The following is a 25,810-nucleotide window of genomic DNA, read 5'->3' as shown; positions in this document are numbered from 1 at the left end:
GAAAAAGCCCAGTGTAGAGAGCTTTATTACCTCATAACACTAGACTCTTTTTATCTTAATAATACTCTCCCTGACGGTAGTCCCACGAGTTAAAGGTATCTGACAAGTGCATCATGATTTTATCAATGTCAAGCCCTTTGCGGATCACAACTGGCGCTGGTGAAGTTGAACGTGCTCCTCCTTGTTCTGGGATTAGTTTGCCGTCTTTATCAACCATAGACACCATCACACCTTGCTCGTAGCGCGTTTCAATCGTTTTGTCCGGTTGGATAGATGCCACATAGTCGTCTGCTTCGATGACAAGGTCCACTGCTCCTTCGATACGTTCTCCGATACCTTCCACCTTACCACGGTTTCCTTTTCCAGATGGGTTTGCAGATGATGCGTAGACCATTTTACCTTCTTCCCAAAGTTTGGCAGCCAATTGTTCACCAGATTTACCAAACTTAATGACAAAACAGCTAGTACCACGCACGTCAGTCATAAGTTCTTCTCGGCCATCACCGTATGCTTTGAGTTTTTCAAAAGCTTCTGGTTTCCAAGGAAGGATACAGCCAAGGAGAATATCTTCGTCCCAATGTTTTTGGTAGAAGGCTTCAATTTCTGGATTGAGTTGTGCTAAAGCGCGAAGCTCATCCATGCTACCACAAAGTACAACACCTGGTTTGTTACGGTTACGTTCTTTAGCTTCAAATTTGCGTTCAAGACCTGCCTTGTCGCTAGTCATGATAATGTAACCAACTTTTGTAGGGCATACAATGCACCCGCCCTCACCTTTTAAAATGTCATAGCCTTCTTGTGAAAGTGTTCCGTTCCATTGAATGTGTTTTGTCATAATTCTATATTTCCTTTTCTAACTTTTTCTAATCCTTCCCGTAGGCTGGACGTTGTTTTTCATAAGCAGCAATCAAGTCTTCATACTGCAAAGTAATACCGATATCATCCAAACCATTTAAGAGCTTGTGTTTCCATTCACTATCGATTTCGAAAGTGAATTCTCCAACTGGTGAGATGATTTTTTGTTGTTCCAAGTCTACAGTTACCTGGTCGGTCGGTTTGAGTTGGGCTAGCTTTTCTCTAACCTCCTTAGGCTGAACAATAGGCAACATGCCATTATTGAGTTCATTATTGTAATGAATGTCCCCGAAAGATCCTGCAATCACGACCTTAAAACCATAGTCGGCTAGAGCCCAAGCTGCGTGTTCTCTGGAAGACCCTGCGCCAAAGTTATCCCCTGAGATGAGAATGCTAGCTTTTCGATATTCAGGTCGGTTAAAGACAAAGTCTGGATCCTCAGTGTAGTTATCGTCCAGATAACGCCAAGCATACATAAGATACTTACCAAAGCCTTTTTTATCAATTAACTTGAGAAACTGCTTGGGAAGGATTTGGTCGGTGTCAATGTTATCATTCATAAGAGGAACGGTCGTTCCCGTATAAACTGTAAATTTCTCCATATCCTCTCCTTACTGGGCCTCTGGCATTTGCCGAACATCTACGAATCGACCTGCGATAGCTGCCGCAGCTGCCATGGCTGGACTGCAAAGATGGGTCTTAGCGCCAAATCCCTGTCTATCTTCAAAGTTGCGGTTACTGGTTGAAGCACAGTGAACTCCATCAGGTACCTTGTCGGGATTCATCCCTAGACACATGGAGCAACCTGGGTCTCTCCACTCAAAACCAGCATCTAGAAACACTTTGTCCAAGCCCAACTTCTCAGCCGCTCGTTTGACAGGACGAGAACCTGGTACTACTATTGCTGTTAAGTTGGGTGCTATTTTCTTTCCTTTGACAAATCGCGCAGCCAGTTGCAAGTCACTGAGACGAGCATTGGTACAAGACCCGATAAAGATATAGCCTAGTTCAATGTCCGCTGGCTTTTGGCCAGGTTCCAAGTCCATGTAATGATAAGCTCGTTCATCATTCATATCCTTAATTTCTGGAAAACTACTGTCAAAGTCAACGCCCATAGCAGGATTGGTTCCCCAGGTCACCATGGGTGCCAAGTCAGAGACATCCATCTGGATAACCTTATCATAGACAGCATCCTCATCACTGACAAGCGTCTTCCAGTCAGCAACTGCCTCTTCGAAAGCTTCAGGAACACATTCTCGTCCCTTGAGATAGTCAAAGGTAGTCTGATCTGGATTCATGATTCCCATCTTAGAGCCAAACTCGATGGACATATTGCAGATAGTCATTCGCTCTTCCATGGTCAGAGCATCAATCGCTTGCCCACGATATTCCACCACATAGCCTACACCACAAGCAACGCCGTACTTGGCAATCAAGGCGAGAATGTAATCCTTGGAATAAACTCCTTTTTGAGGAACACCAGTGAATTCTACCAACATTTTCTTGGGTTTAACTTGCCAGAGTGTCTGGGTAGCGAAGACATGCTCAACCTCACTAGTCCCAATCCCAAAGGCGATAGCTCCGAAAGCCCCGTGAGTTGCCGTATGGCTGTCTCCACAGACGATGAATTTTCCTGGTTGCGTCCGTCCTGTTTCTGGACCAACCATGTGAACGATTCCCTGCTTTTCAGAACCGTGAGCTGCATGTTCAATCCCAAACTCCTCAACATTCTCAGCAAGCTTATCAATTTGGGCCTTAGAAATAACATCTCGAATATCGTAGATATTAACTGTCGGGACATTGTGGTCAAAAGTTCCAAATGTCAAATCTGGTCGTCTCAATCTGCGACCTGCGTCTCGTAATCCTTGAAAGGCTTGGGGACTGGTCACCTCGTGAATATAGTGCTGATCTACATACATGAGTTGGGGTTGCCCCTCTTCTCCTATGATGACATGTCGTTCCCATAATTTATCAAAAATCGATTTTCCTGCCATCCATTACCTCCAAATAAAATATAAGGCTACTAGTGTGGTTACCATCCCGAGAAACCAAACTGTTTTAAAATACCATTTTCTAGTCTTGTGGTGAAAGGTGATTCCTGCCAACCAGCTACCAAAACCACCACAAGTAAGAGCCAAAATGAGTAAGATTTTCTCTGGGATGCGCCAAGCACCTCTTCTTGCCTTGGATTTGTCAATGCCATAAATCAAGAAAATCAGCAAATTCCAAATCAAGAGGGTAAGAGTGATTCCTTCATTTATCTTCATAGTCTTTCAATGATGGCTTCTGTCATTTCCTTGGTCGAAGCCTGTCCTCCAATATCTTTCGTTAAAATTCCTGCTGCCAAACAGTTCTCAACAGCATGTTCGATACGCTCCGCATCCTCATAATGTCCAAAGCTATCTCTCAACATCATGGCTACTGATAAAATCATGGAAATAGGGTTGGCAATTCCTTGACCTGCAATATCAGGCGCTGAACCATGAATAGGCTCATAGAGACTTGGACCTTTTTCAGAATGACTGGCTGATGGCATGACTCCAAGTGTACCAGATAGAACACTTGATTCATCAGATAAGATATCTCCGAAAAGATTCTCCGTCACGATGACATCAAACTTGGCAGGATTGGTAATCATAAGCATGGCAGCTGAGTCCACCAACTGGTGTTCCAAGGTCACATCTGGGAAATCCTGCGCGACTTCCTCAGCTACTCTGCGCCAGAGTTTTGAGGTTGCTAGAACATTTTGCTTATCGATACTAGTAACGAGTTTTCTACGATTTCTTGCAATTTCAAAAGCCTTGCGAATAATCCGCTCTACTTCTTCGTAGCTGTAGTCGTTGATATCACGCGCTTTTCGCTCTTCAAGGATATGATCCCCAAAGTAAATCCCACCTGTCAACTCACGTACCACGACAAAGTCTACACCAGCAATTCGTTCCGGTTTGAGAGGTGACAAATGCTTGAGACTTTCAAAGATTTTTACGGGGCGAATATTGGCATAAAGATTGAGTTCCTTACGGAGGGCCAGCAGTCCTTGTTCAGGCCGAATCGCTGCCCCATCATACTGGGGACTACCAATAGCCGCTAGGAGAATAGCATCTGCTCCTCTACATGCCTTGAGGGTCTCATCAGGTAAGGGATGCCCCTCAGCATCAATACCTGCCCCTCCAAAAGGTCGCCCATCTATCTCATAGTCAAAGCCCGTTTTTTCAGCTAGGGCCTCCAAAACTTCCAAACCAGCTTCCATAATTTCTGGACCGATTCCATCCCCTGCTAAAGAAACTATTTTTTTTGTCATAGCCTTCTCCTTTACACACTAGGCATGTCTCGGTAGGAAACGCTGCGCCCCATTTCACCAGCATTCTCTTTTTGAACAAAGGTATTGGCATTGATATAGGCAATAGCCGAAGCTTTCAGTACATCGAAATCAAGCCCTGCTGCATTAAAGATGGTTTCTGTATCTCTATTTTCAACAGTGACCAAGACCCGAGCCTGGGCATCGATCCCATCTGTCACCGCATCAATTGTGTAAGACACCAAGCGAACGGATTGATTGAAGAACTTATCGATAGCGTTGAAGATAGCCTCAACAGAACCTTGTCCTGTCGCATTAAACTCAACCTTCTCACCATCCATGTTGGCTAGACTAACGAGCGCTTCGATGTCATTGTCCGCATGGGTTTGAAGTTGTAAATCATCGAAGTGAAAGCCTTCTGGGTTTTCAACCATGATTCCAGCTACCAGAGCACGAATATCTGCATCTGTGATTTCTTGCTTTTTGTCCGCTAGTGCCTTGAACTTAGCGAAGAGTGGTTTGATATCCTCTTCTGTAAAGTCTAGAGCCAATTCTCTTAGTTTTTCAACAAAGGCATGGCGACCAGACAATTTACCAAGTGGAAGGCTATTACTCTTAACACCGACCAATTCAGGTGTGATGATCTCATAAGTGAGAGGATTTTTAAGGACTCCATCTTGGTGAATGCCCGATTCATGAGAGAAGGCATTACCACCAACCACAGCCTTGTTTTTAGGAACTGGAATACCAGAAAAGCGAGAAACCATTTCAGACGTATTCATTGTTTCATCCAAAACAATATCACTAGTGGCTTGGAAGAAATCCTCACGAATCTTCAAAGCAACAGCTACTTCTTCAAGAGCAACATTACCTGCGCGTTCACCGATACCATTAATAGTTCCCTGGACGCGTCCAGCACCGTGTTTAATTGCTGTCAAAGTATTTGCAGTTGCCATACCGAGATCATCGTGACAGTGGACACCAAAGACAACTTTATGATCTGATTTAATATTTTCAGTCAAGTGATCAAAGATACGTGCAAACTCTTCTGGAGTCGTAAAGCCAACTGTGTCAGGGATATTGATATAAGATGCACCTGCATCGACCGCTGTTTGAACGACTTGTAATAGGAAATCCAACTCTGTTCTAGTCGCATCTTCAGGAGAGAATTCGACGATTTCAAACTTAGAACGTGCGTAAGAAACATGCTCCTTGATAGCTTCTAAAATCTCTTCCTTGCTCTTATTGAGCTTATACTTGCGGTGAATCGGACTGGTAGCGATAAAGACATGAATTTGAGGATACTTGGCATCCTTAAGAGCCTCATAACAAGCATCAATATCAGATTTTACAGAACGAGCTAATCCTGTCACTGCTGTTTTTTTCATGGCTTTAGCAATTTCTTGAACAGCTATAAATGAATCTGGACTAGCAGCCGGAAAACCAGCTTCAATTACAGAAATTCCCCATTTCTCCAGCTGTCTTGCAATGGAAACTTTTTCCTTTATTGAGAAGTTAACACCAGGTGTTTGTTCCCCATCACGAAGGCTTGTATCAAAAAATTCAACTTTACGCATAAGATTTCCCCTTTTCCAAATGTGGTTTTAAAAAAACATCTCGCTTAGAAGCCCAAGCGAGATGTTGATTTACTCCCGCTTGGTAAGCCAAACAGGACTAATGCTTTTGCACTAGCCCGAGTACCTCAACAACAAAGCAAATTGATTAAACTTAGCTGTTTTCATGTTTGACTTTCTCCTTCGTTTGATATCTTGTTTAGTATTTTAGCATAGGCAAAAGCACTTGTCAAGAAAAAATCCATTATTTTCTGAAAATTTCTTCAATAAAGAATATTTTGCTAATTGAAAGTATTTGAAAACTCAAGCGAATTTCCTTATTTTTTCACAGTCAAGTTCCAACTTTTTTCGATGAGTTCTATCACTTCTTCATCTTGCAAACTATCATCAAGCACCAGACTAAGCCAGTAGCGTTTGTTCATATGAAAGGCCGGATAAATGCCTTTTTTTGAAAGCAAATCAGCTACTTGGTCGTGTTTGAGGTTGACTGCTTCGACTAGCCCTTCTCTCCCCTTATCTAGCCTATCCCAAGGAATTCTCATTAAAACAGCATACCACTTTTTACTGTCTTCATGACGTAATACCGCTGTATCAGGGGATTTCTCCCATAGATATTCCAACTGATTACCATACTTTTCTTGAACTTGATCCATGATGCGCTTGGTCTGAGGGCAGATAAAATCCTGCACGTCAAAACAGGCCTTCCGAATCTGGTAGAGAATCTCCAGACAAGCTTGACGGACACTTCCTACAAAAGTCCCTCTCATGCTTTCCATATGGACTTGAGGATAAAGGTCACCAGTCTCCTGATCAAAAACTTGAAAGCTCACATTATCCGTTGTGATGGACACATTCATGACGAAGTCGCCATCCAAGATCAGGAAACTGTAGGCCCAGACTCCCTCATTTTCTACAAAACCATAGGCATGAGCTTTTTCTTTATTAAACTGATAGGATTTAAAAATTTCAAACATAAGTGAAAACTGCTACCAAAAGCTAGCAGTTCCTTTCTATTTTTTAAAAGACAACCTTAGTTCCATGCAATTGTTTCACGCCCAACTGTTCGATAAAGGTTTGACGGTTGTCCAAGTCAATCCCCCCACCTGGTAAGATTTCAATTTTACCAGCTGCATGTTCCAAAATTCTGTGATAGTGTTCAAAACGTTTCTCTAGCGAGTCACCAGACACACCAGCACGAGTTAAGATACGGGTGACACCAGCTTGGCTGAGCCAGTCAATGGCTTCCAACTGGTCTTCATCACTTAATTCATCAAAGGCCATGTGAAAGACAATTTCCATTCCTTTAGATGCGGCAATCAGCTTATCCAGATTAGCTTTATCCAACTTTTTATCAGCAGTTAAAGCACCAAAGACTACTCCTTGACTTCCAGCCTGAGCAGTCAAACGAATGTCTTCTAGCATGATTGCTATTTCAAGATCAGTATAGACAAAGTCGCCACCACGTGGACGAATCATGGTCATAATGGTCGTATCGTAGTTAGCTGCCAGTTCAACCGCTGCCTTGGTCACTCCATAGCTAGGTGTTGTTCCTCCTACTGCTAGATTGTCACAAAGTTCGATTCGACGAGCTCCAGCCTGCATCGCTTTTTCAAGCAAGGTCACATTCTCAGCACAAAATTCGTAAATCATTTGATTCTCCTTGATATTTTCTTTAAATTTATTATATCATATTATTTTAAATATGCTTTCAATTTTTCAAAGGAAATATCAAATTTCAGAAACTAATCTTTATCAGGAATGACTTTAAAGAGATAGTAGGTGATAAAGATAGTCAAGGCTCCCAGACCGATTTTGACTGGCAAAAGAGGGGCAAAATAAATAGAAATCCCCATCAAGATATAGATAGATACGATGATTTTTTTCTTTCGTTCTCGCGCTATTGACTTAGTTTCCCGAAAGTCAGCTACATAGGTCTGATAAAGCTTTGTATGATAAAGCCAGTCTTCAAATCTCTTTGACGATTTGGAAAAGCAAGCAATTGATAGCAAAAGGAAGGGCGTTGTTGGCAAAAGTGGTAGGACAACTCCAACAAGAGCCAAGGCTAAAGAAATAAAACCAATACTTAGGTAAATAATACGCATGTCTTCTCCTAATTGAAATAATCTTCTACTAGTTTCCCACAAAGTGAGGAAATTTGTCAAGCTTCAAGTAAAAAGAGCCTGAAATTTATTTTCAGGACTCTTCGTGTTATTTAATTTTCTCTTCTTCGTAGTCGCCATTACTACATACAACCTGCTTACCACCACCACGGACCTTTTTCTCCACAAGGAAGTGTCCGCATTTTGGACAATCACGTCCAATTGGTTTGTCCCAGGAAGTAAATTCACATTCTGGGTAACGATTGCAACCATAGAAGATACGATTACGCTTGGTTTTGCGTTCGATGATTTGTCCTTGATGACAGCTTGGACACTCGACTCCAATCTCTTTGACAATCGCTTGTGTGTGACGGCAGTCTGGGAAATTGCTACAAGCATAGAATTTACCAAAACGACCGAGCTTAATCACCATCGGACTGCCACAAACCTCACAGTCAAATCCAGCTGGCTCATCCTTGATCTGGATTTTTTCCATTTCGGATTCAGCCTTGGCTACTTCTTTAGAGAATGGTTTGTAAAAGGCGTCAATAACACGTTGCCACTGCTCTTTTCCAACTTCAACATCATCCAGTTTTCCTTCCATCTCAGCTGTGAAGGTCACATTGACAATATCTGGGAAGTATTCAACAATGAGTTTATTGACAATTTCTCCCAGTTCTGTCGGTTCAAAACGTTTAGCAGCCAGACGAACGTAGTAACGTTTTTGGATGGTTTCAATGGTCGGAGCGTAGGTTGACGGACGTCCAACTCCATTTTCTTCCAAGGTCTTGATAAGAGTCGCTTCCGAATAGCGAGCTGGCGGTTGAGTGAAATGTTGTTCTGGCTTGCTACTGACCTGCTTGACCACATCTCCAACAGCCATATCTGGCAACATCTTGTTCTTGTCAGAGTCATTGTAGATAGCAAGATAACCATCAAACTTAACTTGGCTTCCATTTGCCGCAAACTGAACCCCATTTTGAGAGAGCTTAACAGCCATGGTATCAAAGATAGCTCCCGTCATCTGGCTAGCTACAAAACGGTTCCAGATAAGGGTATAGAGCTTGAGCTGGTCTTTGTCCAAGTACTTAGCGATGCTTTCAGGTGTGTTAAAGACACTAGATGGACGAATGGCTTCGTGGGCATCCTGAGCACCTGAGGCATTTTTGACCTTGCTACCATGCTTAGAGTACTTGCTACCAAAACGATCGTTGATGTAGCTTGCAGCTTCGTTCTGAGCTACTGGACTAATACGAGTCGAGTCTGTACGCATATAGGTAATCAAACCTTGCACGCCCGATCCGATATTGATTCCTTCATAGAGCTGTTGAGCCACCATCATAGTCTTTCGAGTACGGAAATTAATTTTGTTAGCCGCATCCATTTGCATGGTTGAGGTCGTATAAGGGAGGGGCGCATTGCGTTTGCGTTCTTTCTTATCTACCTGGTCTACTGTGAAATCTTTACTAGTCAAATGGGACAAGACTTCTTTGACCTCTTCATTAGTGGTCAATTTCATCTTCTTGCCATTCATACCATAGAAAGAAGCCTGAAATTGCTTGGTTCCCTTTTTAAAGACACCATCAATTGTCCAGTATTCTTCCGGTTGGAAGGCATTGATTTCATTTTCACGGTCAATGATGAGCTTAAGGGCAACCGACTGCACCCGCCCTGCTGATAAGCCCTTCTTGACCTTTTTCCACAAAATTGGCGAAATCGAATAGCCTACCAAGCGGTCTAAGACTCGACGAGCTTGTTGGGCGTCGACCAAGTCCATGTCAATCTTGCGAGGCTCTTTAAAGGCATTTTTTACTGCGTCTTTGGTGATTTCATTAAAGACTACACGGTTGGCATCATTCTCATCCAAGTTGAGAATGTGAGCTAAATGCCAGGAAATCGCTTCTCCTTCACGGTCCGGGTCACTCGCAAGAAAGACTTTATTGGCCTTTTTAGCTTCTTTTTTCAAGTCATTGATGAGAGGACCTTTTCCTCGGATATTGATATACTGTGGTTCATAGTTATTTTCAATGTCGACTGACATACTGGATTTTTTCAAATCACGGATATGCCCGACACTGGCTAAAACCTTGTAATTTCTGCCTAGATATTTCTCAATCGTTTTCGCTTTAGCAGGCGACTCCACGATGACTAGATTTTTTTTAACTGTTGATTTTTTCTTCTTTGTTGCCGTAGCCACACTATCACACCTTTTCAAAGTAATAAACTTTATAAAGTGTAAACCATTTTTCTATAGCTGTCAAGACCTAAGTCCTATATATAGAAGAAAAGTTTATCTGTGTGAACAGATTTCTCCTTAAAATTCAAACTCAGCCAGCACATCTTGACCACTGGAAATCAGCTTTGCTCCCTCTTGGATCAAGTGGTGACAGCCATCTGAATGGCCATCTAAAATGTTTCCTGGAATGGCAAAAACATCACGCCCTTCCTCCATAGCTCGCTCACAGGTGATGAGACTACCAGAACGCATCCTTGCCTCTGCTACAATCACACCACGGCAAAGGCCAGCAATGATGCGATTACGAGCTGGAAAGTGAAATTTCAAGGGTTCCTCACCAGGTCCGTACTCGCTAAGTACTAAATGGTGATTGCCAATGTGTTCCTGCAAACGTTTATTAGCGCGGGGATAGAAAACATCCAATCCTGTTCCAATCACTGCAATTGTTCTTCCTCCATTCTGGAGTGCAGCCATATGAGCAGCCGTATCAATCCCTTTGGCTAAACCACTGACCACAATTAACTCGTTTTCCAAACCTTGAATGACTTTCTGGACCGACTTTGCTCCCTGACTAGAACATGAACGACTCCCTACAACAGCAACCTTTGGAAATTTCAATAAATCCAGATTTCCTTTATAAAACAAGAGTACTGGAGCATCATAAATCTCACTCAGATTCCAAGGATAACAGTCATCAAGAATAGAAAAGGATGGAAATTTCTGAAACTCCTTCTCCAACTGTGCATCATCTATCTGGAAATAGCGTTCCATAAAGACAGCAGGATTACGACACCCAGATATTTCTGCAATATCACCTAGCAAGAGCTCCTGATCTACAGTCTCATCGTATTCAAGAACTGTTAAAATTTGTTGATTGCTCAGCCCAGCTTTTCTCAATTTGTAAATCTCATAGTTTGTGATCTTCATATACAACTCCATTTCTTTTTCTACTCATCTATCTATTCGTAAAAAAAATAAAAAGAAGACCAAGGATCTTCTTTTTTTCATTTATTCAGCTTTAGTAGTTGACCAGCTACTTTCAACCATCGGTAAGATTGTTTTTAAAGTTTCCCCATCCCCTTCAAGTGAAACATAGCGGATTTTACCATCATTTGATCGGAAAACCCAGGTAACGAGGTATTTCCCTGACTTAGCAATTGCATTGACAACATAGGCTTCATAACCTCCAATGGTCGATTTGGAACCCCAGACCTTACTGAAATCAGAGCTTTGTTCTTTGGAAGTTAAAATACTAGATGAGACAGTCACAACATCCAGTTTAGCATATTCTTCTTCGCTGATATTGAACTGCTCAGCCTTAAAGGTATTCAGCGTAACAATGTTGATATCTGTTCCATCACAATACTGTATATCATTTCCACCTTCTACTTCATGGAATCGAACCCATGATTTGGGTACCTTGACAAATCCATATTCATTCGAACCGATGATTTGCGTCTCTTCCTTTTTCGCTTCAGAAACAGCAGAACTAGTGCTACTCGTTTCCTGACTGCTTGAAGAACTGACAACCGCAGTCGAACTTTCTTCGGTTGCTGTTTGCGATTTATTGGAGCATGAAGCTAAAAAAGCACTAACAGTAACTACAGTACCTAAAATTAATAATTTTTTCATCCTACCACCTTTCCATCTGCATTATAAGAAAAATAAGGACTTCTGTCAAATTCTAACCTAATCGATTCTGTTAGCTTCCGATTTTATCACTCTCATTTAAAGCAAAAACTCTTGAAAAATCTTCAAGAGTTTTTTTTATTTCTATTCTTCATCCATGCTCAAGACGCTAAGGAAGGCTTCTTGTGGGACTTCTACTGATCCGATAGCTTTCATGCGTTTCTTACCAGCTTTTTGTTTTTCAAGCAGTTTGCGTTTACGAGAAACGTCACCACCGTAACACTTGGCAAGTACGTTCTTACGAAGGGCCTTGATATCAGTACGAGCCACAATTTTGTGCCCAATAGCTGCTTGAATCGGCACCTCAAATTGTTGACGAGGGATGATTTTCTTGAGCTTATCCACGATGAGTTTCCCACGTTCGTAGGCAAAATCCTTGTGAACGATAAAGCTGAGGGCATCCACCTTATCCCCATTGAGAAGGATATCCATTTTGACCAGTTTAGATGGACGGTACTCTGACAATTCGTAGTCAAAGCTTGCATAACCACGCGTCGAAGACTTAAGCTTATCAAAGAAGTCAAAGACGATTTCAGCAAGTGGAATTTGATAGATAACATTGACACGATTATCATCAATATAATCCATAGTCACAAAGTCCCCACGTTTACGCTGAGCTAGTTCCATAACTGCTCCGACAAACTCCTGCGGTACCATGATTTGCGCCTTAACATAAGGTTCTTCAATAGTCGCAATCTTAGTGGGATCTGGAAATTCAGAGGGGTTAGACACATCCATAGATTCACCGTCAGTTTGGTTAACCTTATAGATAACAGATGGAGCTGTCATGATGAGGTCAATGTTGAACTCGCGCTCTAAACGCTCTTGGATAACATCCATATGGAGAAGTCCAAGGAATCCACAACGGAAACCAAATCCCAGCGCCTGAGATGTTTCTGGTTCAAACTGCAGGCTGGCATCGTTGAGCTGCAATTTTTCAAGGGCTTCACGAAGGTCATTGTACTTGTTTGACTCAATTGGATAAAGTCCTGCAAAGACCATAGGATTCATTTGCTTGTAGCCATGTAATGGCTCTTCCGCAGGATTGGTTGCCAAGGTAACTGTATCTCCGACACGCGTGTCTTGAACCGTCTTAATAGAAGCTGCGATATAACCAACATCACCAGTCGCGAGGAAATCACGCCCTACTGCTTTCGGAGTGAAAATTCCGACCTCAGTCACATCAAAGGTCTTGCCATTGCTCATGAGCTGAATCTTATCACCAGGTTTAACCACTCCGTCCATAACACGCACTTGCAGGATAACCCCACGATAGGCATCATAAACTGAGTCGAAAATCAAGGCCTTGAGTGGCGCCGCCACATCACCAGTTGGAGCTGGCACTTTTTCCACGATTTGCTCAAGAATCTCTTCGATACCAATACCAGCTTTGGCAGAAGCCAGGACCGCTTCGCTGGCATCTAGTCCAATGACATCCTCAATCTCTGTACGCACACGCTCTGGATCAGCTGCTGGAAGGTCAATCTTGTTAATGACGGGCAGAATTTCCAAATCATTGTCCAAGGCTAGATAAACGTTAGCAAGAGTTTGAGCCTCAATCCCTTGGGCCGCATCAACCACCAAAATCGCTCCTTCACAGGCCGCTAGTGAACGCGAAACTTCATAGGTAAAGTCCACGTGCCCGGGTGTGTCAATCAAGTGGAAAATATAGGTCTCACCATCTTTTGCAGTATAATTGAGCTCAATGGCATTGAGTTTAATGGTAATCCCACGTTCACGCTCAAGATCCATACTATCCAAAAGCTGGGCTTGCATTTCACGACTAGAAACGGTCTCCGTCTTTTCCAAAATGCGGTCTGCTAGGGTTGATTTCCCATGGTCAATATGGGCGATAATAGAGAAGTTCCGAATCTTCTCCTGTCGTTTTTTCAAATCTTCTAAGTTCATGATGCTCTTCCTTTCAGGGTATCTATTAATTATAAATTGTTTTTAACATTTTGACAAGACCATACCCTGCTAGGAGTACTAATCTTCGGCAATAAAGCCATCATTTTCGATAAAGTGGTGTTCTGTCATTCCTTGGTCTGTAAAGACGATTCCATGAAGGACACCACCATAGACAGCCCCTCCATCCATGCCAATCTTGCCATCCTCTGTTATCCAAAGCTCAGCAGTACCTCGGTCTTGCTTGAGCAAACCATAAACTGGTGTATGGCCAAAGACAATGGTTTTTCCAGTATGATTTTCAGCTTCGTGGAATGGTTTTCTGAGCCATACTTTCTTATAATCTGTAGTTTCATGCCAATCATCCAAGGTCAAATCAATACCAGCGTGCACAAAGATATACTTGTCTGTCTCAACAACAAAAGGCATTTGACGAATAAATTCGACCAAGTCTGCTGCTTCTGTCGCAACACGCTTGGCATCTTCTACGCCATCAACTGGTGCATCCAAGGGGCGACCTAGGATTGAGTTAATAGTTGTATCTCCACCATTGCGACGATAATGGTCATAGCTTTCTTCTGGATCATCGAGCCAAGTCAGAAACATATACTCGTGGTTTCCTGATAGACAGATAGCCCCTTGATTGTCCACTAAGTCCTTAACCATTTCTAGAACACGGCGACTGTCTTCACCACGGTCAATCAAATCCCCTAGAAAGAGTAACTGAGTTTGACCATCCCAGGTTTTGAGCAGATCTTCTAGCATAGCTGCCTTTCCGTGAACATCTCCAATTACATAATAGTCTGTCATTTATTTCTCCCTCGTTTGCAATAATTCTCTAGCTTGGGTAAGGGCAGCCTCTGTTACATTCTCTCCTGCTAACATCTTAGCAACTTCCTCTACTCGTTCTTCTAAAGTCAAGAGACGAACTGTCGAAACAGTTGAATGTTCATCACTAATCTTTTCAATAAAGAATTGATAATCCGAGATGGCAATTACTTGTGGTAGGTGAGAGATTGCTAAGACTTGGCCATGCTGGCCAATCTTATGAATCTTCTGAGCTATAGCTTGAGCAACACGACCTGAAACTCCCGTATCCACCTCATCAAAGACAATACTGGTCTTGCCTTCTTTACGAGAAAAGGCTGACTTGATAGCTAACATGAGACGGGATAATTCTCCACCAGATGCAACTTTGACCAAAGGCTTAAAGTCCTCACCTGGGTTGGTGGAAATGTAAAACTCGACCGTTTCATTCCCCTCACGACTAAATTTGCCCTTACTAAAGCGAACCTGGAATTGTGCCTTCTCCATATAGAGGTCCTGCAGTTCTTGATTAATCTCAGCTTCAAGCTGCTGGGCCAAGTCATGGCGAGCTGATGCAAGCTGCCCTGCCAAATCGACAAGATTAACTTCCAATTTCTTGAGCTCTGCTTCCATGTCTTCAGAAGAAAGGTTATTTCCAGTCAAGAGATTGTACTCATCCGTAATCTTAGCAAAATAAAGCAAAACATCGTCTACAGTCCCACCGTACTTGCGAGTAATAGTATTCAGAAGATCTAGGCGATTTTCAACCTGCATGAGACGATTGCCATCAAAATCCAAGTCCTCAATAATATCTTCTAAACGCTTGGTAACATCTTCTAAAACATAGTAGGTCTCAGACAGAGAACTTGAAATTTCACGGTATTCAGGGTCATATTCTTCGACACTTTCCATGTCATTCATGGCTGAACGGACATTAGCAAGACTGGAGAATTCCTCATTGTCCAGCATACTGTAGGCATTGGTCAGCGTATCCGCAATATTTTTATGATTGAGGAGTTTATCTCGTTCTTGGTTGAGAGCCAAGTCTTCACCAGCCTGCAAGTTTGCAGCCTCAATCTCTGCCATTTGAAATTCCAACATTTCGATACGTGCCTTGTGTTCCTGCTGGTTTTTCTTGACTTCCAGAACCTGCTTGCGCATTTTGCGATAGGCATCAAAGCTCGTCTGATAGGTCTCCTTCAACTCCAAGAAAGCAGCATCACCAAACTCATCCAACATCTGAATGTGCAGTTGAGGACGCATTAACTCCTCTTGGTCATGCTGACCATGGATATCTACAAGGTGTTGCCCAATGGCACGCAAGACGGAAAGATTGACCATCTGACCATTCACGCGACTAACACTACGACCATTTTGCAAAATTTCCCGGCGGATGATAATCTCATCTCCCAATTCTAAACCTTGCTCATCAAAAAGTTCCTGTAAAAGGCGACTGTTTTCAACCGAGAAAAGCCCCTCAATCTCTGCCTTAGGAGCACCGTGACGAATAACGTCTGTCGTTGCACGAGCCCCCAACATGAGATTCATAGCGTCGATAATGATTGACTTTCCAGCACCCGTTTCCCCTGTCAAAACAGTCATACCCTTTTCAAAATTGAGGGAAATCGCCTCAATAATGGCAAAGTTTTTTATCGAAATTTCAAGTAACATACTGACCTACCATTTTTTGACTTGTTCAACAATTTCCTCAGCTGCCTCTGCTGTTCTAGCTACAATTAAGATAGAATCATCATCAGCTAGACAGCTAAAAATCTGTTCAGAAAATGCTTCAACCAGCTGACTCTTCACAAAAATAGTATTTCCTGGAATGACAGCAAGGTTGATCATATTTCCCATTAACTCAGAACTCACAATATTGTCCTCAGCCAACTGCAAACTCTTGACGATTGATTTTGGCAACTCATAGATATAAGTATTGTTCTTCAAAGGAATTTTAACAATACCAAGCTCTTTGATGTCCCTTGAGACAGTGGCTTGCGTAGCAGAAATACCTGCTTCCTTCAAATGCTCAACGATTTCTTCCTGAGTCCCGATCTGATAATCCGTAACAAATCTTCTAATTTTTTCAAGTCTCTCTTTTTTATTCATCTTTAAATTCTCTATGTGCTCTCTCTACAACTTTTTCTATTTCAGGAGCAACTTGGTTACTTGCTCCCTCTTCCTTTTTCAAATAAGCTAAAAACTCAATATTCCCATGTCCACCTTGGATTGGTGAATAGTCTAATCCAAGCACTGAAAAACCTTGCTCAACTGCCATAGCAGTGACAGATTCAAGGACATGTTGATGAATCTTGGCATCGCGAATGATTCCATTTTTCCCAATCTGCTCACGACCTGCTTCAAACTGGGGCTTAACCAGGGCCACAACCTGCCCTTGATCTGCCAAGACACGATGCAAAGCAGGCAAAATCAGACTGAGGGAAATGAAACTCACATCAATACTGGCAAAGCTTGGTTCCTGCTCAAAATCAGTCTTTTCAGCATAACGAAAATTAAACTGCTCCATGCTGATAACCCGCGAGTCTTGGCGTAATTTCCAAGCCAACTGATTGGTGCCAACATCAACTGCAAAGACCAACTCAGCACCATTTTGCAACATGACGTCAGTAAATCCTCCAGTGGAAGCACCGATATCAATCGTGGTCGCTCCATCAACTGACAACCCAAAGACCTGCAAGGCTTTTTCTAATTTCAAACCACCACGGCTAACATACTTGAGTTTCTCACCTTTGAGTTTTAGCTCAGTGTCATCTGGGATTTTCTCTCCTGGCTTGTCAAAACGCTCCCCATTGAGGACTGCTACAACTAGACCAGCCATGACACCGCGTTTAGCCTGTTCTCGCGTTTCAAACAAGCCCTGTTTATAAGCTAGTACATCCACTCTTTCCTTAGCCATTGATTCTCAAACTTTCTACTACTTTCACAATCGGCGCTGTTTCAAAGGGAACCTGCTGGGCAATTTCTTCTAATTTAGCCTTGGCTTGATCCAGAGTTTGGTTACAAAAGGCAGTCGCCTCCTCCAAGCCCAACAAGGCTGGGTAGGTTGATTTTTCAGCTTGTAAATCCTTTTGCGGAGTCTTGCCGATTTCCTCAAAACTAGCTGTCACATCCAGCACATCATCTCGAACTTGAAAGGCCAGCCCAATCAATTCACCAACCGTTTTCAGTTTTGCTTGGATTTCTGGTGCTAATTCAGCTATGATAGCAGCTGCTTGAAAGGGATAGGCTAGCAATTTTCCAGTCTTATTGGCATGAATGGTCTGAAGTTCTTCCAAGGACAAATGCTGGTGTTCGCCTTCCATATCTAAAACCTGACCTGCAACCATGCCTAGACTTCCTGAAGCAAGGGATAAGTTGGCAATCAAATCCACCTTGATCTGACTTGGCAAATCTGCCTGAGCAATCAAGGCATAGGGATCTAGGAACAAGGCATCACCTGCCAATATTGCCATAGCTTCGCCAAATTTCTTATGATTGGTTAAACGCCCCCGACGATAATCGTCATCATCCATGGCAGGAAGATCATCATGAATCAAGCTTCCTGTATGAATCATTTCCAAGGCCGCAGCCACCTGCGCGTGAGCTGGTTGGATAACCACTCTCAGGGATTCCAAAACTTCTAACAAGAGAAAAGGCCGAATACGCTTGCCACCAGCATGAATGGAATAGAGAACAGACTCTCGCAAACTAGAGGCAAACTGCTGGTCTCCATAAAAATCTTCCAAGGCAGACTCGACAAGAGATAATTTTTCTTGCTTCTTCATTCAAAATCACTTTCTGTTCCGTCTTCTTGCATGACCTTAACCAAGGTCTTTTCAGCCTTGTCCAACGTCGCTTGGAGCTCTTTTGACAAGATCATGCCCTTTTGAAAAGCAGCAATTGCATCTTCTAGAGCGATTTCACCATTTTCCAAACTTTGGACAATGGTTTCCAGTTCTGCTAGATTTTCCTCAAATTTCTTTTGTTTTGACATCTTTAACCTCTAATTCTACTTGACCATCTCGCATCAAAAGCGTCACTTGGTCCTTTTTCTTCAAATTTTCAACCGAATCTACTACTGACTCTTCTTTTTTGACAATTGCATAGCCACGCGCCACTATTCGACTGGTATCCAACATTAGTAGAGCTTCTGAAAGTCTCTTGACTTCAGCAACCTTGGCATCATAAACCAGCGCCATTTGGCTACGTAGGAGCTTATCCAACTGACCTAGGCGGTCTTGATAGCGTTGGATTTTGGTCACAGGTGATAATTGCACCAGTTGATGTGTCCTTGCTTGTACTAGTTGTTTGTTATCGGAAATCTGTGTGCGCAAACTTTGTTTTAATCTCAGTTGCAGTTGATCTAACCGTTGCAAATAACCATCATACAAGCGCTCTGGTTGTCTAAAGATGACTGACTGACTGCATTTTTTCAGAGCTTCTTTTTTTCTTGACAGGACATTCTGAACTGCTGTTGCCATCCGCTTTTCTTGGTTTTGCAAATGAGCTAATACATCCAACTTGGTCACAGGCGTTGCCAGTTCAGCAGCAGCTGTTGGCGTCGCAGCCCGTCTATCTGCCACAAAATCCGCCAAGGTCACATCCGTCTCATGACCAACACTAGAGATGATGGGTAAACGGGATTCAAAAATAGCCCGTACCACGATCTCTTCGTTAAAAGCCCAGAGATCCTCGATGGAACCACCACCGCGACCAATGATGAGAACATCTAGGTCCTCACGTTGATTGGCACGCGCAATATTTCGAGCAATTTCCTCCGCAGCTCCATCACCTTGTACCTTTGTCGGATAGAGAAGGATATCAACACCAGGAAAACGTCTGCTGACGGTCGTGATGATATCTCGAATAACAGCACCACTACGACTGGTTACTACGCCGATACGCTTAGGAAATTGGGGAAGAGGTTGCTTGAATCTCTCTTGAAACAGACCTTCTTCTGTCAGTTTCTTCTTGAGTTGTTCAAACTGAATCGCAAGCGCCCCAACCCCATCAGGCTCAGCTTTTTCAATGATGATAGAGTAGCTCCCGCTGGGTTCATAGACCTGCACACGCCCAATCACATTGATTTTCATTCCCTCTTCCAAGTCGAAACCTAATTTTTGATAAATCCCAGACCAGATGGTCGCTTGAATAACTGCATGGTCATCTTTTAAGGAGAAATATTGGTGAGTAGGTCGTTTACGAAAGTTGGAAACTTGACCAGTTAAATAGACCCGTTCCAAGTAAGGGTCTTTATCGAATTTCATTTTCAGATACTTGGTCAAAGTTGTTACCGATAAATACTTTTCCATCTCCACCTACTATTCATTTTCTTGCTTTTCCATGGGTATTATTATACCAAAAACATGCTTAAAAATCACCTTTTTCCTACTGAAACTAAAGGAAAAATAGAAAAAGGAGGCTAGGCCTCCTCATCTGATTATTTACTGTTTCGCGCTTCTTCCAAAATCTTTGCAATTTTTGTCGTCAAAAGATCGATAGCAACGGTATTGCTGACTCCCTCAGGAATGACGATATCGGCATAACGCTTAGTCGGCTCGATAAACTGGTGGTACATAGGTTTAACTACACCTAAGTACTGCTCAATGACACTGTCAAGGCTACGTCCACGCTCCTCCATATCACGCTTGATACGGCGAATAATACGCACATCATCATCTGTATCCACAAAAATCTTGATATCCATCAAATCGCGCAAGCGCTTGTCCTCCAATACCAAAATCCCCTCAACGATAAAGACATCTTGAGGCTCCTGACGATAGGTCTTTCTGCTCCGTGTATGCGCTGTATAGTCATAAGTTGGAATGTCTACTGGGCGCCCTGCCAACAATTCCTTAATCTGCTCGATCATCAAATCTGTATCAAAGGCAAATGGATGGTCGTAGTTGGTTTTGACACGCTCTTCAAAGGTCAAATGAGACTGATCCTTGTAGTATGAATCATGCTCAATCATGGAAATCTTTTCATCAGGAAAATGCGATAAAATGGCTCTTGAAACACTGGTTTTACCACCACCAGAACCACCTGTCACTCCGATAATGATTGGTCTATTTTGCATGCTATCCTCCGTTTTTTTATCCGTCGTCTATTCTATCACATTTTTTGCAAAATTTATAGTCTGATTTGGATAGTCTAGGGGAAACGATTCCATCCCCACACTCTAGTTAAACTAGCTAAAAACTTTCCTTGGTTTGTAGAAATTGTCCCTTTTTTCTAAAATGGCAAGCAATTTATCACCTTCAAAGGCCGCCAATTCTTTGTCTGTTTGTTCTAACTCAATAAAACGACCAAAGCGCACTTCTGTAGCCTCTTCTGGAGTTAGGATAACTTTAACAAGGTCCCCTGTTCCAATTTCAAGAGGATGGAGAAAGTTCAGTTGACCATCCTCTACTTTTTCAGCAATTTCGTCCAAGGTCAAGGCATCTTCTAGTTGTAAACCTGCTGCACTCGTCCGAGTCAAATGGGACATATGGGCCGCATAACCCAGCTTCTCTCCCAAGTCAACAGACAAGGTACGGATATAAGTCCCCTTACTACATTTCACACGAAAAGTGAATCGAACGAGGTGATCCTCATAAGAAATTGGACTTGTCCGCTCAAATTGATAAATAGTCACCTGACGTTCTGGACGCTCCACTTCCTGACCTGCACGTGCATACTCATAGAGTTTGCGACCATTAACCTTGACAGCCGAGTACATAGGCGGAATCTGAGTAATAGGCCCAGTCAGGCTCGCAATGGCTTCATCGACAATGGTTTCATCCAAGGGCGACAAAACAGGAGTCTCTGCGACCACTTCTCCACTGGCATCCTCAGTCGTCGTTGAATAACCAAGAGTGATTTCCCCCTCATAGACCTTGCCCTCGTCCTGCATAAACTCGACCATGCGGGTCGCCTTGCCAACCGCGATTGGCAGAACTCCCACTACATCCGGATCCAAGGTCCCGCCATGACCAATCTTCTTGGTTCGCAAAATCTTACGCAGCTTAAAAACTGCGTCATGCGAGGTCATCCCCGCTTCTTTCTTTAAATTGATAATACCGTTCATTCATTAACTTTCTAAAAATACTAAAACTCTCTTTATGATGACGAAAGACTTCTTTCCTTTACCAAAGGTCACATAATCCATGCCCTTGTCGTTAAAATATAAGTTTTTCCCTTTTGTTGAAGATATTACTTTGTTCCCTCTACTATTTTTTCATGATTTATCTATGTTGAGTTTTTAAATGCAAGGCAAAGCCGGCAGTCACTTTTTCAAATCCAACTGTCTGATAAAACTGATGTGCAGCATTTCGTTCAGCTGTTAATCCACTATTTAGAGCCAGTGCCTCAAATCCTTCTTTTACCGCTTGTTTTTTCAATTCATCGATTAGCCTACTGGCAATTCCTTGTCGTCTTGTTTCTTTTGCAACTGACAAAGCTAAAATACGATAGTAAGATCCATCTGCTTCAAAAAAGAAGAGCTTCGCATAACCTAAGAAACCTAAAATTTCTCCGTTTCTTTCAGCTAGAAGACAGCCATAATGTTGTTGAGAAAGAATCATTTCTAAACGTCGAGACAGCTTAGAAGCGGTCGTTGGATAGCCCAAGTCTTCGTATAGAGACAGTAGTGCTTCAGCATCTTTCATGGTTGCTTTTCGTATCTGCATAGGATCCTCCTACTCCCCCTTCAACGCTTCAAATTTCGCTTTCATAGTTGGATTTTTTCGGGTCAATTTTTTTACTGAAACATCTTCCAATTTGTTATTGGCGAGGCGGAGTTGGTTTTCAGATGTGGTTAGGAATTTCTTAACCTCTTCCATACGCTTAATGGCCTTGTCAATTTCGTCGATGGCTTTACCGAAGTTAGTTGAAGCTGAATTGTAGTTCTTGGCAAAGGCTAGTTTAAAGGCATCCAAATCTTCCTCAAAATGTGTAATATCGATATTTTGCTCTCGAACCAAGGCCAATTCTTGTTTGTATTTTAGGGAATTAAGGGCAGCGTTGCGCAAGAGTCCAATCAACTGGATAAAGAACTGAGGACGCACAACATACATTTTCTCATACTCATGACTGACATCCACAATCCCAGTATTGAAGTAGTCATTATCAGCCTCAAGCATACTTACTAAAACAGCATACTCACAGTTCTTCTCACGGCGGTCCTTGTCCAACTCCTTGTAGAAATCGGCATTCTTGTGCTTTTTCTCTGTCCCATCCGCTTCGTTTTTCATCTCAAACATGATGGAAATAATTTCCACTCCATTTTCATCACATTCACGGAAGATAAAGTCTCCCTTAGATCCACGCGCAGAGACCTTGTTATCCTTCTCAAAGTAGGCATTTGGAAAGGCAAAACTACGAACCTTGTTAAACTCACTCTCTGCATACTGTTCCAAACTTTCCCCGATAGCTTTTGTGGATTGTTGGGCTTTGAAATTCTTATAGAACTCGACCTGTTCACTAGCTGCCTTGAGCTGAGCTTCGTAATTTTGCTTAACAGAAGCCAAAGATAACTCATTTTCCTTTTCCTGCAAGAGGAGCTGGTTTTTGACCTTATCACGCTCTCTTCCTAAATCAGAGAGAGTCTTTTGCAGTTGGTTTTCATGCTCTAAACGCAAGGTAGCCAGTTGGTTTTCCAAGGCCTGTACTTCCTTGTCCTTAGCCAATAGGGCCTCATGGCTTGTCTGCTCAACTTCTTTCTTAGCTAATTCTTTTTCTGTATCAAAGTTTTGGATTTGACTCTGCAGTTGCGCAATTTCTTGATCCTTCTGAGCCAGTTTAGTCTGTTGCTCATTCATAGCCTTCTGTTCAGCCAAGGCCAGCTCCTGCTTCATTCGCTCGTGCAATTCCTTATCAAACTCAACAGTTCTCACTTGGGATAAAAGTTCGGCATACTGACTTTCATTTACTGTAAAGACTTCCCCACAGTTGGGACATTTGATTTCGTTCATAACTTTCCTCTTTCTAGACTTCTGTAACCATTATATCATGCCTGAGGGAAAATCAAAAACAGCGAGTCGAAACCCACTGTTTATATCTGTTACTTTAAATTTTTTCCAAGGCCAAGCGCAAATCTTCAATCAAATCCTCTACATTTTCAAGACCGATCGACAAGCGAATTTGGTTTGGTGTTACACCTGCTGCTTCTAGATCCTTTTCTGACAACTGACCGTGGGTGGTTGTCGCAGGATGGACAACAAGAGATTTGGCATCTGCCACGTTTGCAAGGTCAGAGAAGATTTCCAAATTATCAATTACCTTGCGAGCTTCTGCCTCTCCGCCTTTAACATGGAAGGTAAAGATTGAACCAACACCTTTTGGCAAATATTTCTCAGCCAAGGCATGATAAGGACTGTCAGCTAGTTTTGGATAATTTACCTTCTCTACCTTAGGATGGTTAACAAGGAAATCAACAATTTTCTCTGCATTTTGCACATGACGTTCAACACGAAGAGAGAGAGTTTCAAGCCCTTGGAGCAAGAGAAAGGCATTAAATGGCGACAAGGCAGCACCTGTATCACGGAGCAATTGAACACGAACAGCGATAATAAAGGCTGCTGCACCCACATCCCGAGTATAGCTCAAGTTATGGTAACTTGGGTCTTCCTCAACAAATTGAGGGAATTTTCCTGAAGCTTCCCAGTCAAAACGACCACTATCGACAATCACTCCTCCAATAGTCGTACCATGTCCACCAATAAACTTAGTTGCTGAGTGAATGGAAATATCTACACCGTGAGAGAAGACGTTAATCAAATATGGTGTGGCAAAAGTGTTGTCCGAAACGAGAGGAATCTGGTGTTTATGCGCAACCTCAGCCAATTTTTCCAAGTCAGGAATGTTAATCAAGGGATTCCCCAAGGTTTCAATCAAGACAAGCTTGGTATTGTCATTGATAGCTGCTTCTACTTCTTCCAAATTATCCACATCCACAAAGGTTGTTGTAATCCCATAACGAGGAAGGGTTTCCTTCAAGAGGTTGAAGGTCCCACCGTAAATAGTTGATGCAGCCACCACATGATCACCTGCGTGAGCAAGCGCCAAAATAGTGTAGGTTACAGCAGCCATACCTGATGCTGTCGCTAGTGCTCCAACACCACCTTCAAGAGCAGCGATTCTTTCTTCAAATGCCGCTGTTGTAGGATTGGTGATACGAGTATAAATGTTCCCTGGTTTTCTCAAGGCAAACAAATCGGCACCTTCTTGCGTGTCATCAAAAACGAAGGATGTTGTTTGATAAATCGGTACTGCACGAGACTTAGTCGCTGGATCAACTACTTGCCCAGCATGCAATTGTAGGGTTTCAAATTTAAAATCACGAGTCATAAGACGACCTCCAAATAGCTTCATTAGGGATATTGTATCATCTTGTGCTAGTCTTTTCCAATACCGTTTTTCTATATTTTGATATAAGGAACAACTATGACTGGTCTTACACATCAAACAAAAAAGCACGATTAACTCGTGCTCATTTCTTTAATCGACATAAGTATCTTCATTTTTGTTGAGGAAAGCGTATGGCAAGCCCATCAAGAGACCCCCACCGATAAAGTTTCCGACAAAGGTTACACCCCAGTGACGAAGAATATTAGGTATGTCAAAGTTAGCAATTGAATCTGCTGCAACACTAAACTTAACAATCGCAAAAGAAGCAAAGTTCGCAGCAATGTGTTCGTTTGTTAAGAATACAAACATGTAAATCGCTGATAAGACAAGCCAAAGTTTGGCGCCACCGTCTTTCACCAAAACGAATGAAAGAATGGCAATGTTTACAAAGATATTGGCTAAAATACCTTCAAGTAGGACTAACTCATTGGAACGGCCTAACTTCATCTCTACAACCCCTGAAATGAAGCTATCATGTGTTAGATTTGCAAAGGCTGCTGAGTGGGCAAAGCCCCAACCTGCTATCAAAGCTCCGATGAGGTTGAACAAGGTACAGTAAAGTAAAATCTCAGCTGTTTTTCTCCAAGAGATTTTTTTCAAGAAACTACCAGCTGTTAAAAACATCATATTCGAAGTTACCAGCTCAGCATTCAAGAAAACAATGTAGGCTAATCCCCAAGCAAAAACAAATGGGAAGAGAAAACGTCCACTACCTGGAGCAATCTTATTAATCAAGTCAGCCCCAACTGCACCTGCAGCCGTACTAAATGTTAAAAAGGCACCTGCAAACATGGAACGAATCGCATACTTAAACTTACTTTGGCTATAAAGACTTTCTTTCTTCTTGCAAGCAAATTCAATCTTTGAAATAAATTCTGAAGAGACCATAAAAAACTCCTAAACTTTTATTTGTGATAATTATAACATAATTCTTGTTTTCTAGAAAGCGTTTTCTGTG

General features: G+C 42.4%; 26 protein-coding genes and 1 pseudogene. All 27 read right to left on the bottom strand.

What is annotated here, in order from left to right:
* Positions 1-55: 55 nt before the first annotated feature.
* The 27 genes and pseudogenes from TZ92_RS05675 to TZ92_RS05550 all read right to left on the bottom strand — a co-directional run bounded on the left by TZ92_RS05675 (position 56) and on the right by TZ92_RS05550 (position 25,740).
* Positions 56-835, bottom strand: a complete 780-nt coding sequence (locus TZ92_RS05675; RefSeq protein ID WP_033629630.1) for an L-threonylcarbamoyladenylate synthase — start codon at positions 833-835, stop codon at positions 56-58.
* 28 nt (positions 836-863) lie between these two features.
* On the bottom strand, positions 864-1,457 hold the full coding sequence (gene leuD / locus TZ92_RS05670; protein WP_033629629.1) for a 3-isopropylmalate dehydratase small subunit: 594 nt from the start codon (positions 1,455-1,457) through the stop codon (positions 864-866).
* Positions 1,458-1,466: 9 nt separating this feature from the next.
* The gene (gene leuC / locus TZ92_RS05665; protein ID WP_033629628.1) at positions 1,467-2,849 is read right to left on the bottom strand and encodes a 3-isopropylmalate dehydratase large subunit; all 1,383 of its coding nucleotides are present in this window, start codon (positions 2,847-2,849) and stop codon (positions 1,467-1,469) included.
* Positions 2,850-2,852: 3 nt separating this feature from the next.
* Positions 2,853-3,122: a DUF1294 domain-containing protein gene (locus tag TZ92_RS05660; RefSeq protein WP_033629627.1), complete on the bottom strand. Its 270-nt coding sequence runs from the start codon at positions 3,120-3,122 to the stop codon at positions 2,853-2,855.
* A complete protein-coding gene (gene leuB / locus TZ92_RS05655; protein ID WP_045594891.1) occupies positions 3,119-4,156 on the bottom strand; it encodes a 3-isopropylmalate dehydrogenase in 1,038 nt (345 codons plus the stop codon). The genes TZ92_RS05660 and leuB overlap by 4 nt, the downstream gene beginning before the upstream one ends.
* Positions 4,157-4,167: 11 nt before the next feature.
* A complete protein-coding gene (locus TZ92_RS05650) occupies positions 4,168-5,730 on the bottom strand; it encodes a 2-isopropylmalate synthase (RefSeq protein ID WP_045594889.1) in 1,563 nt (520 codons plus the stop codon).
* Positions 5,731-6,044: 314 nt separating this feature from the next.
* Positions 6,045-6,701, bottom strand: a complete 657-nt coding sequence (locus TZ92_RS05645) for an MmcQ/YjbR family DNA-binding protein (protein ID WP_033629624.1) — start codon at positions 6,699-6,701, stop codon at positions 6,045-6,047.
* Between the two features lie 43 nt (positions 6,702-6,744).
* Positions 6,745-7,377, bottom strand: coding sequence for a copper homeostasis protein CutC (locus TZ92_RS05640; RefSeq protein WP_033629623.1), 633 nt, complete (start codon positions 7,375-7,377; stop codon positions 6,745-6,747).
* Positions 7,378-7,469: 92 nt separating this feature from the next.
* On the bottom strand, positions 7,470-7,829 hold the full coding sequence (locus tag TZ92_RS05635) for a YbaN family protein (protein ID WP_033629622.1): 360 nt from the start codon (positions 7,827-7,829) through the stop codon (positions 7,470-7,472).
* Positions 7,830-7,935: 106 nt separating this feature from the next.
* Entirely contained in the window at positions 7,936-10,023 is a 2,088-nt protein-coding gene (gene topA, locus TZ92_RS05630; RefSeq protein WP_033629621.1) for a type I DNA topoisomerase, read from the bottom strand.
* Between the two features lie 117 nt (positions 10,024-10,140).
* Complete coding sequence (gene dprA, locus TZ92_RS05625; protein WP_033629620.1) at positions 10,141-10,989, bottom strand: DNA-processing protein DprA; 849 nt, start codon at positions 10,987-10,989, stop codon at positions 10,141-10,143.
* Positions 10,990-11,070: 81 nt separating this feature from the next.
* Positions 11,071-11,694 (bottom strand): hypothetical protein, encoded by a 624-nt coding sequence (locus TZ92_RS05620; protein ID WP_033629619.1) that lies wholly within the window; start codon positions 11,692-11,694, stop codon positions 11,071-11,073.
* 141 nt (positions 11,695-11,835) lie between these two features.
* Positions 11,836-13,659: a translation elongation factor 4 gene (gene lepA, locus TZ92_RS05615; RefSeq protein WP_033629618.1), complete on the bottom strand. Its 1,824-nt coding sequence runs from the start codon at positions 13,657-13,659 to the stop codon at positions 11,836-11,838.
* Between the two features lie 78 nt (positions 13,660-13,737).
* Positions 13,738-14,466 carry a metallophosphoesterase family protein gene (locus tag TZ92_RS05610; RefSeq protein WP_033629617.1) on the bottom strand — a complete coding sequence of 243 codons (729 nt, stop codon included), beginning with the start codon at positions 14,464-14,466 and terminating at the stop codon, positions 13,738-13,740.
* Positions 14,467-16,134, bottom strand: coding sequence for a DNA repair protein RecN (gene recN / locus TZ92_RS05605; protein ID WP_033629616.1), 1,668 nt, complete (start codon positions 16,132-16,134; stop codon positions 14,467-14,469).
* Between the two features lie 6 nt (positions 16,135-16,140).
* Positions 16,141-16,572, bottom strand: coding sequence for an arginine repressor (locus TZ92_RS05600; protein WP_001034390.1), 432 nt, complete (start codon positions 16,570-16,572; stop codon positions 16,141-16,143).
* On the bottom strand, positions 16,565-17,380 hold the full coding sequence (locus tag TZ92_RS05595) for a TlyA family RNA methyltransferase (RefSeq protein WP_033629615.1): 816 nt from the start codon (positions 17,378-17,380) through the stop codon (positions 16,565-16,567). Before TZ92_RS05595 ends, TZ92_RS05600 begins: the two co-directional genes overlap by 8 nt.
* Positions 17,373-18,248 carry a polyprenyl synthetase family protein gene (locus TZ92_RS05590; RefSeq protein ID WP_033629614.1) on the bottom strand — a complete coding sequence of 292 codons (876 nt, stop codon included), beginning with the start codon at positions 18,246-18,248 and terminating at the stop codon, positions 17,373-17,375. The genes TZ92_RS05595 and TZ92_RS05590 overlap by 8 nt, the downstream gene beginning before the upstream one ends.
* A complete protein-coding gene (locus tag TZ92_RS05585) occupies positions 18,245-18,457 on the bottom strand; it encodes an exodeoxyribonuclease VII small subunit (RefSeq protein WP_033629613.1) in 213 nt (70 codons plus the stop codon). Before TZ92_RS05585 ends, TZ92_RS05590 begins: the two co-directional genes overlap by 4 nt.
* Positions 18,435-19,775 carry an exodeoxyribonuclease VII large subunit gene (xseA, locus tag TZ92_RS05580; RefSeq protein ID WP_033629612.1) on the bottom strand — a complete coding sequence of 447 codons (1,341 nt, stop codon included), beginning with the start codon at positions 19,773-19,775 and terminating at the stop codon, positions 18,435-18,437. Before xseA ends, TZ92_RS05585 begins: the two co-directional genes overlap by 23 nt.
* Positions 19,776-19,903: 128 nt before the next feature.
* Positions 19,904-20,542 (bottom strand): uridine kinase, encoded by a 639-nt coding sequence (udk, locus tag TZ92_RS05575; protein ID WP_033629611.1) that lies wholly within the window; start codon positions 20,540-20,542, stop codon positions 19,904-19,906.
* Positions 20,543-20,653: 111 nt separating this feature from the next.
* Positions 20,654-21,532, bottom strand: coding sequence for a tRNA pseudouridine(55) synthase TruB (truB, locus tag TZ92_RS05570; RefSeq protein ID WP_033629610.1), 879 nt, complete (start codon positions 21,530-21,532; stop codon positions 20,654-20,656).
* Positions 21,533-21,565: 33 nt separating this feature from the next.
* Positions 21,566-21,658 (bottom strand): annotated as a pseudogene (locus TZ92_RS10200) (alpha/beta fold hydrolase); the annotation flags it as partial.
* A gap of 31 nt (positions 21,659-21,689) precedes the next feature.
* Positions 21,690-22,133 carry a GNAT family N-acetyltransferase gene (locus TZ92_RS05565; protein WP_033629609.1) on the bottom strand — a complete coding sequence of 148 codons (444 nt, stop codon included), beginning with the start codon at positions 22,131-22,133 and terminating at the stop codon, positions 21,690-21,692.
* A 9-nt stretch (positions 22,134-22,142) separates the two neighbouring features.
* A complete protein-coding gene (locus TZ92_RS05560) occupies positions 22,143-23,417 on the bottom strand; it encodes a DUF2130 domain-containing protein (protein ID WP_033629608.1) in 1,275 nt (424 codons plus the stop codon).
* Between the two features lie 94 nt (positions 23,418-23,511).
* Positions 23,512-24,792, bottom strand: a complete 1,281-nt coding sequence (locus TZ92_RS05555; RefSeq protein ID WP_033629607.1) for an O-acetylhomoserine aminocarboxypropyltransferase/cysteine synthase family protein — start codon at positions 24,790-24,792, stop codon at positions 23,512-23,514.
* Positions 24,793-24,942: 150 nt separating this feature from the next.
* A complete protein-coding gene (locus TZ92_RS05550) occupies positions 24,943-25,740 on the bottom strand; it encodes a formate/nitrite transporter family protein (protein WP_000254772.1) in 798 nt (265 codons plus the stop codon).
* Positions 25,741-25,810 lie beyond the last annotated feature (70 nt).

It is taken from the genome of Streptococcus oralis subsp. oralis (assembly GCF_000960035.1).
Taxonomy (GTDB): Bacteria; Bacillota; Bacilli; order Lactobacillales; family Streptococcaceae; genus Streptococcus; species Streptococcus oralis_G.
Note: the sequence above shows the minus strand (reverse complement) of the source record. Positions and strands in the feature narration are given on the sequence as shown.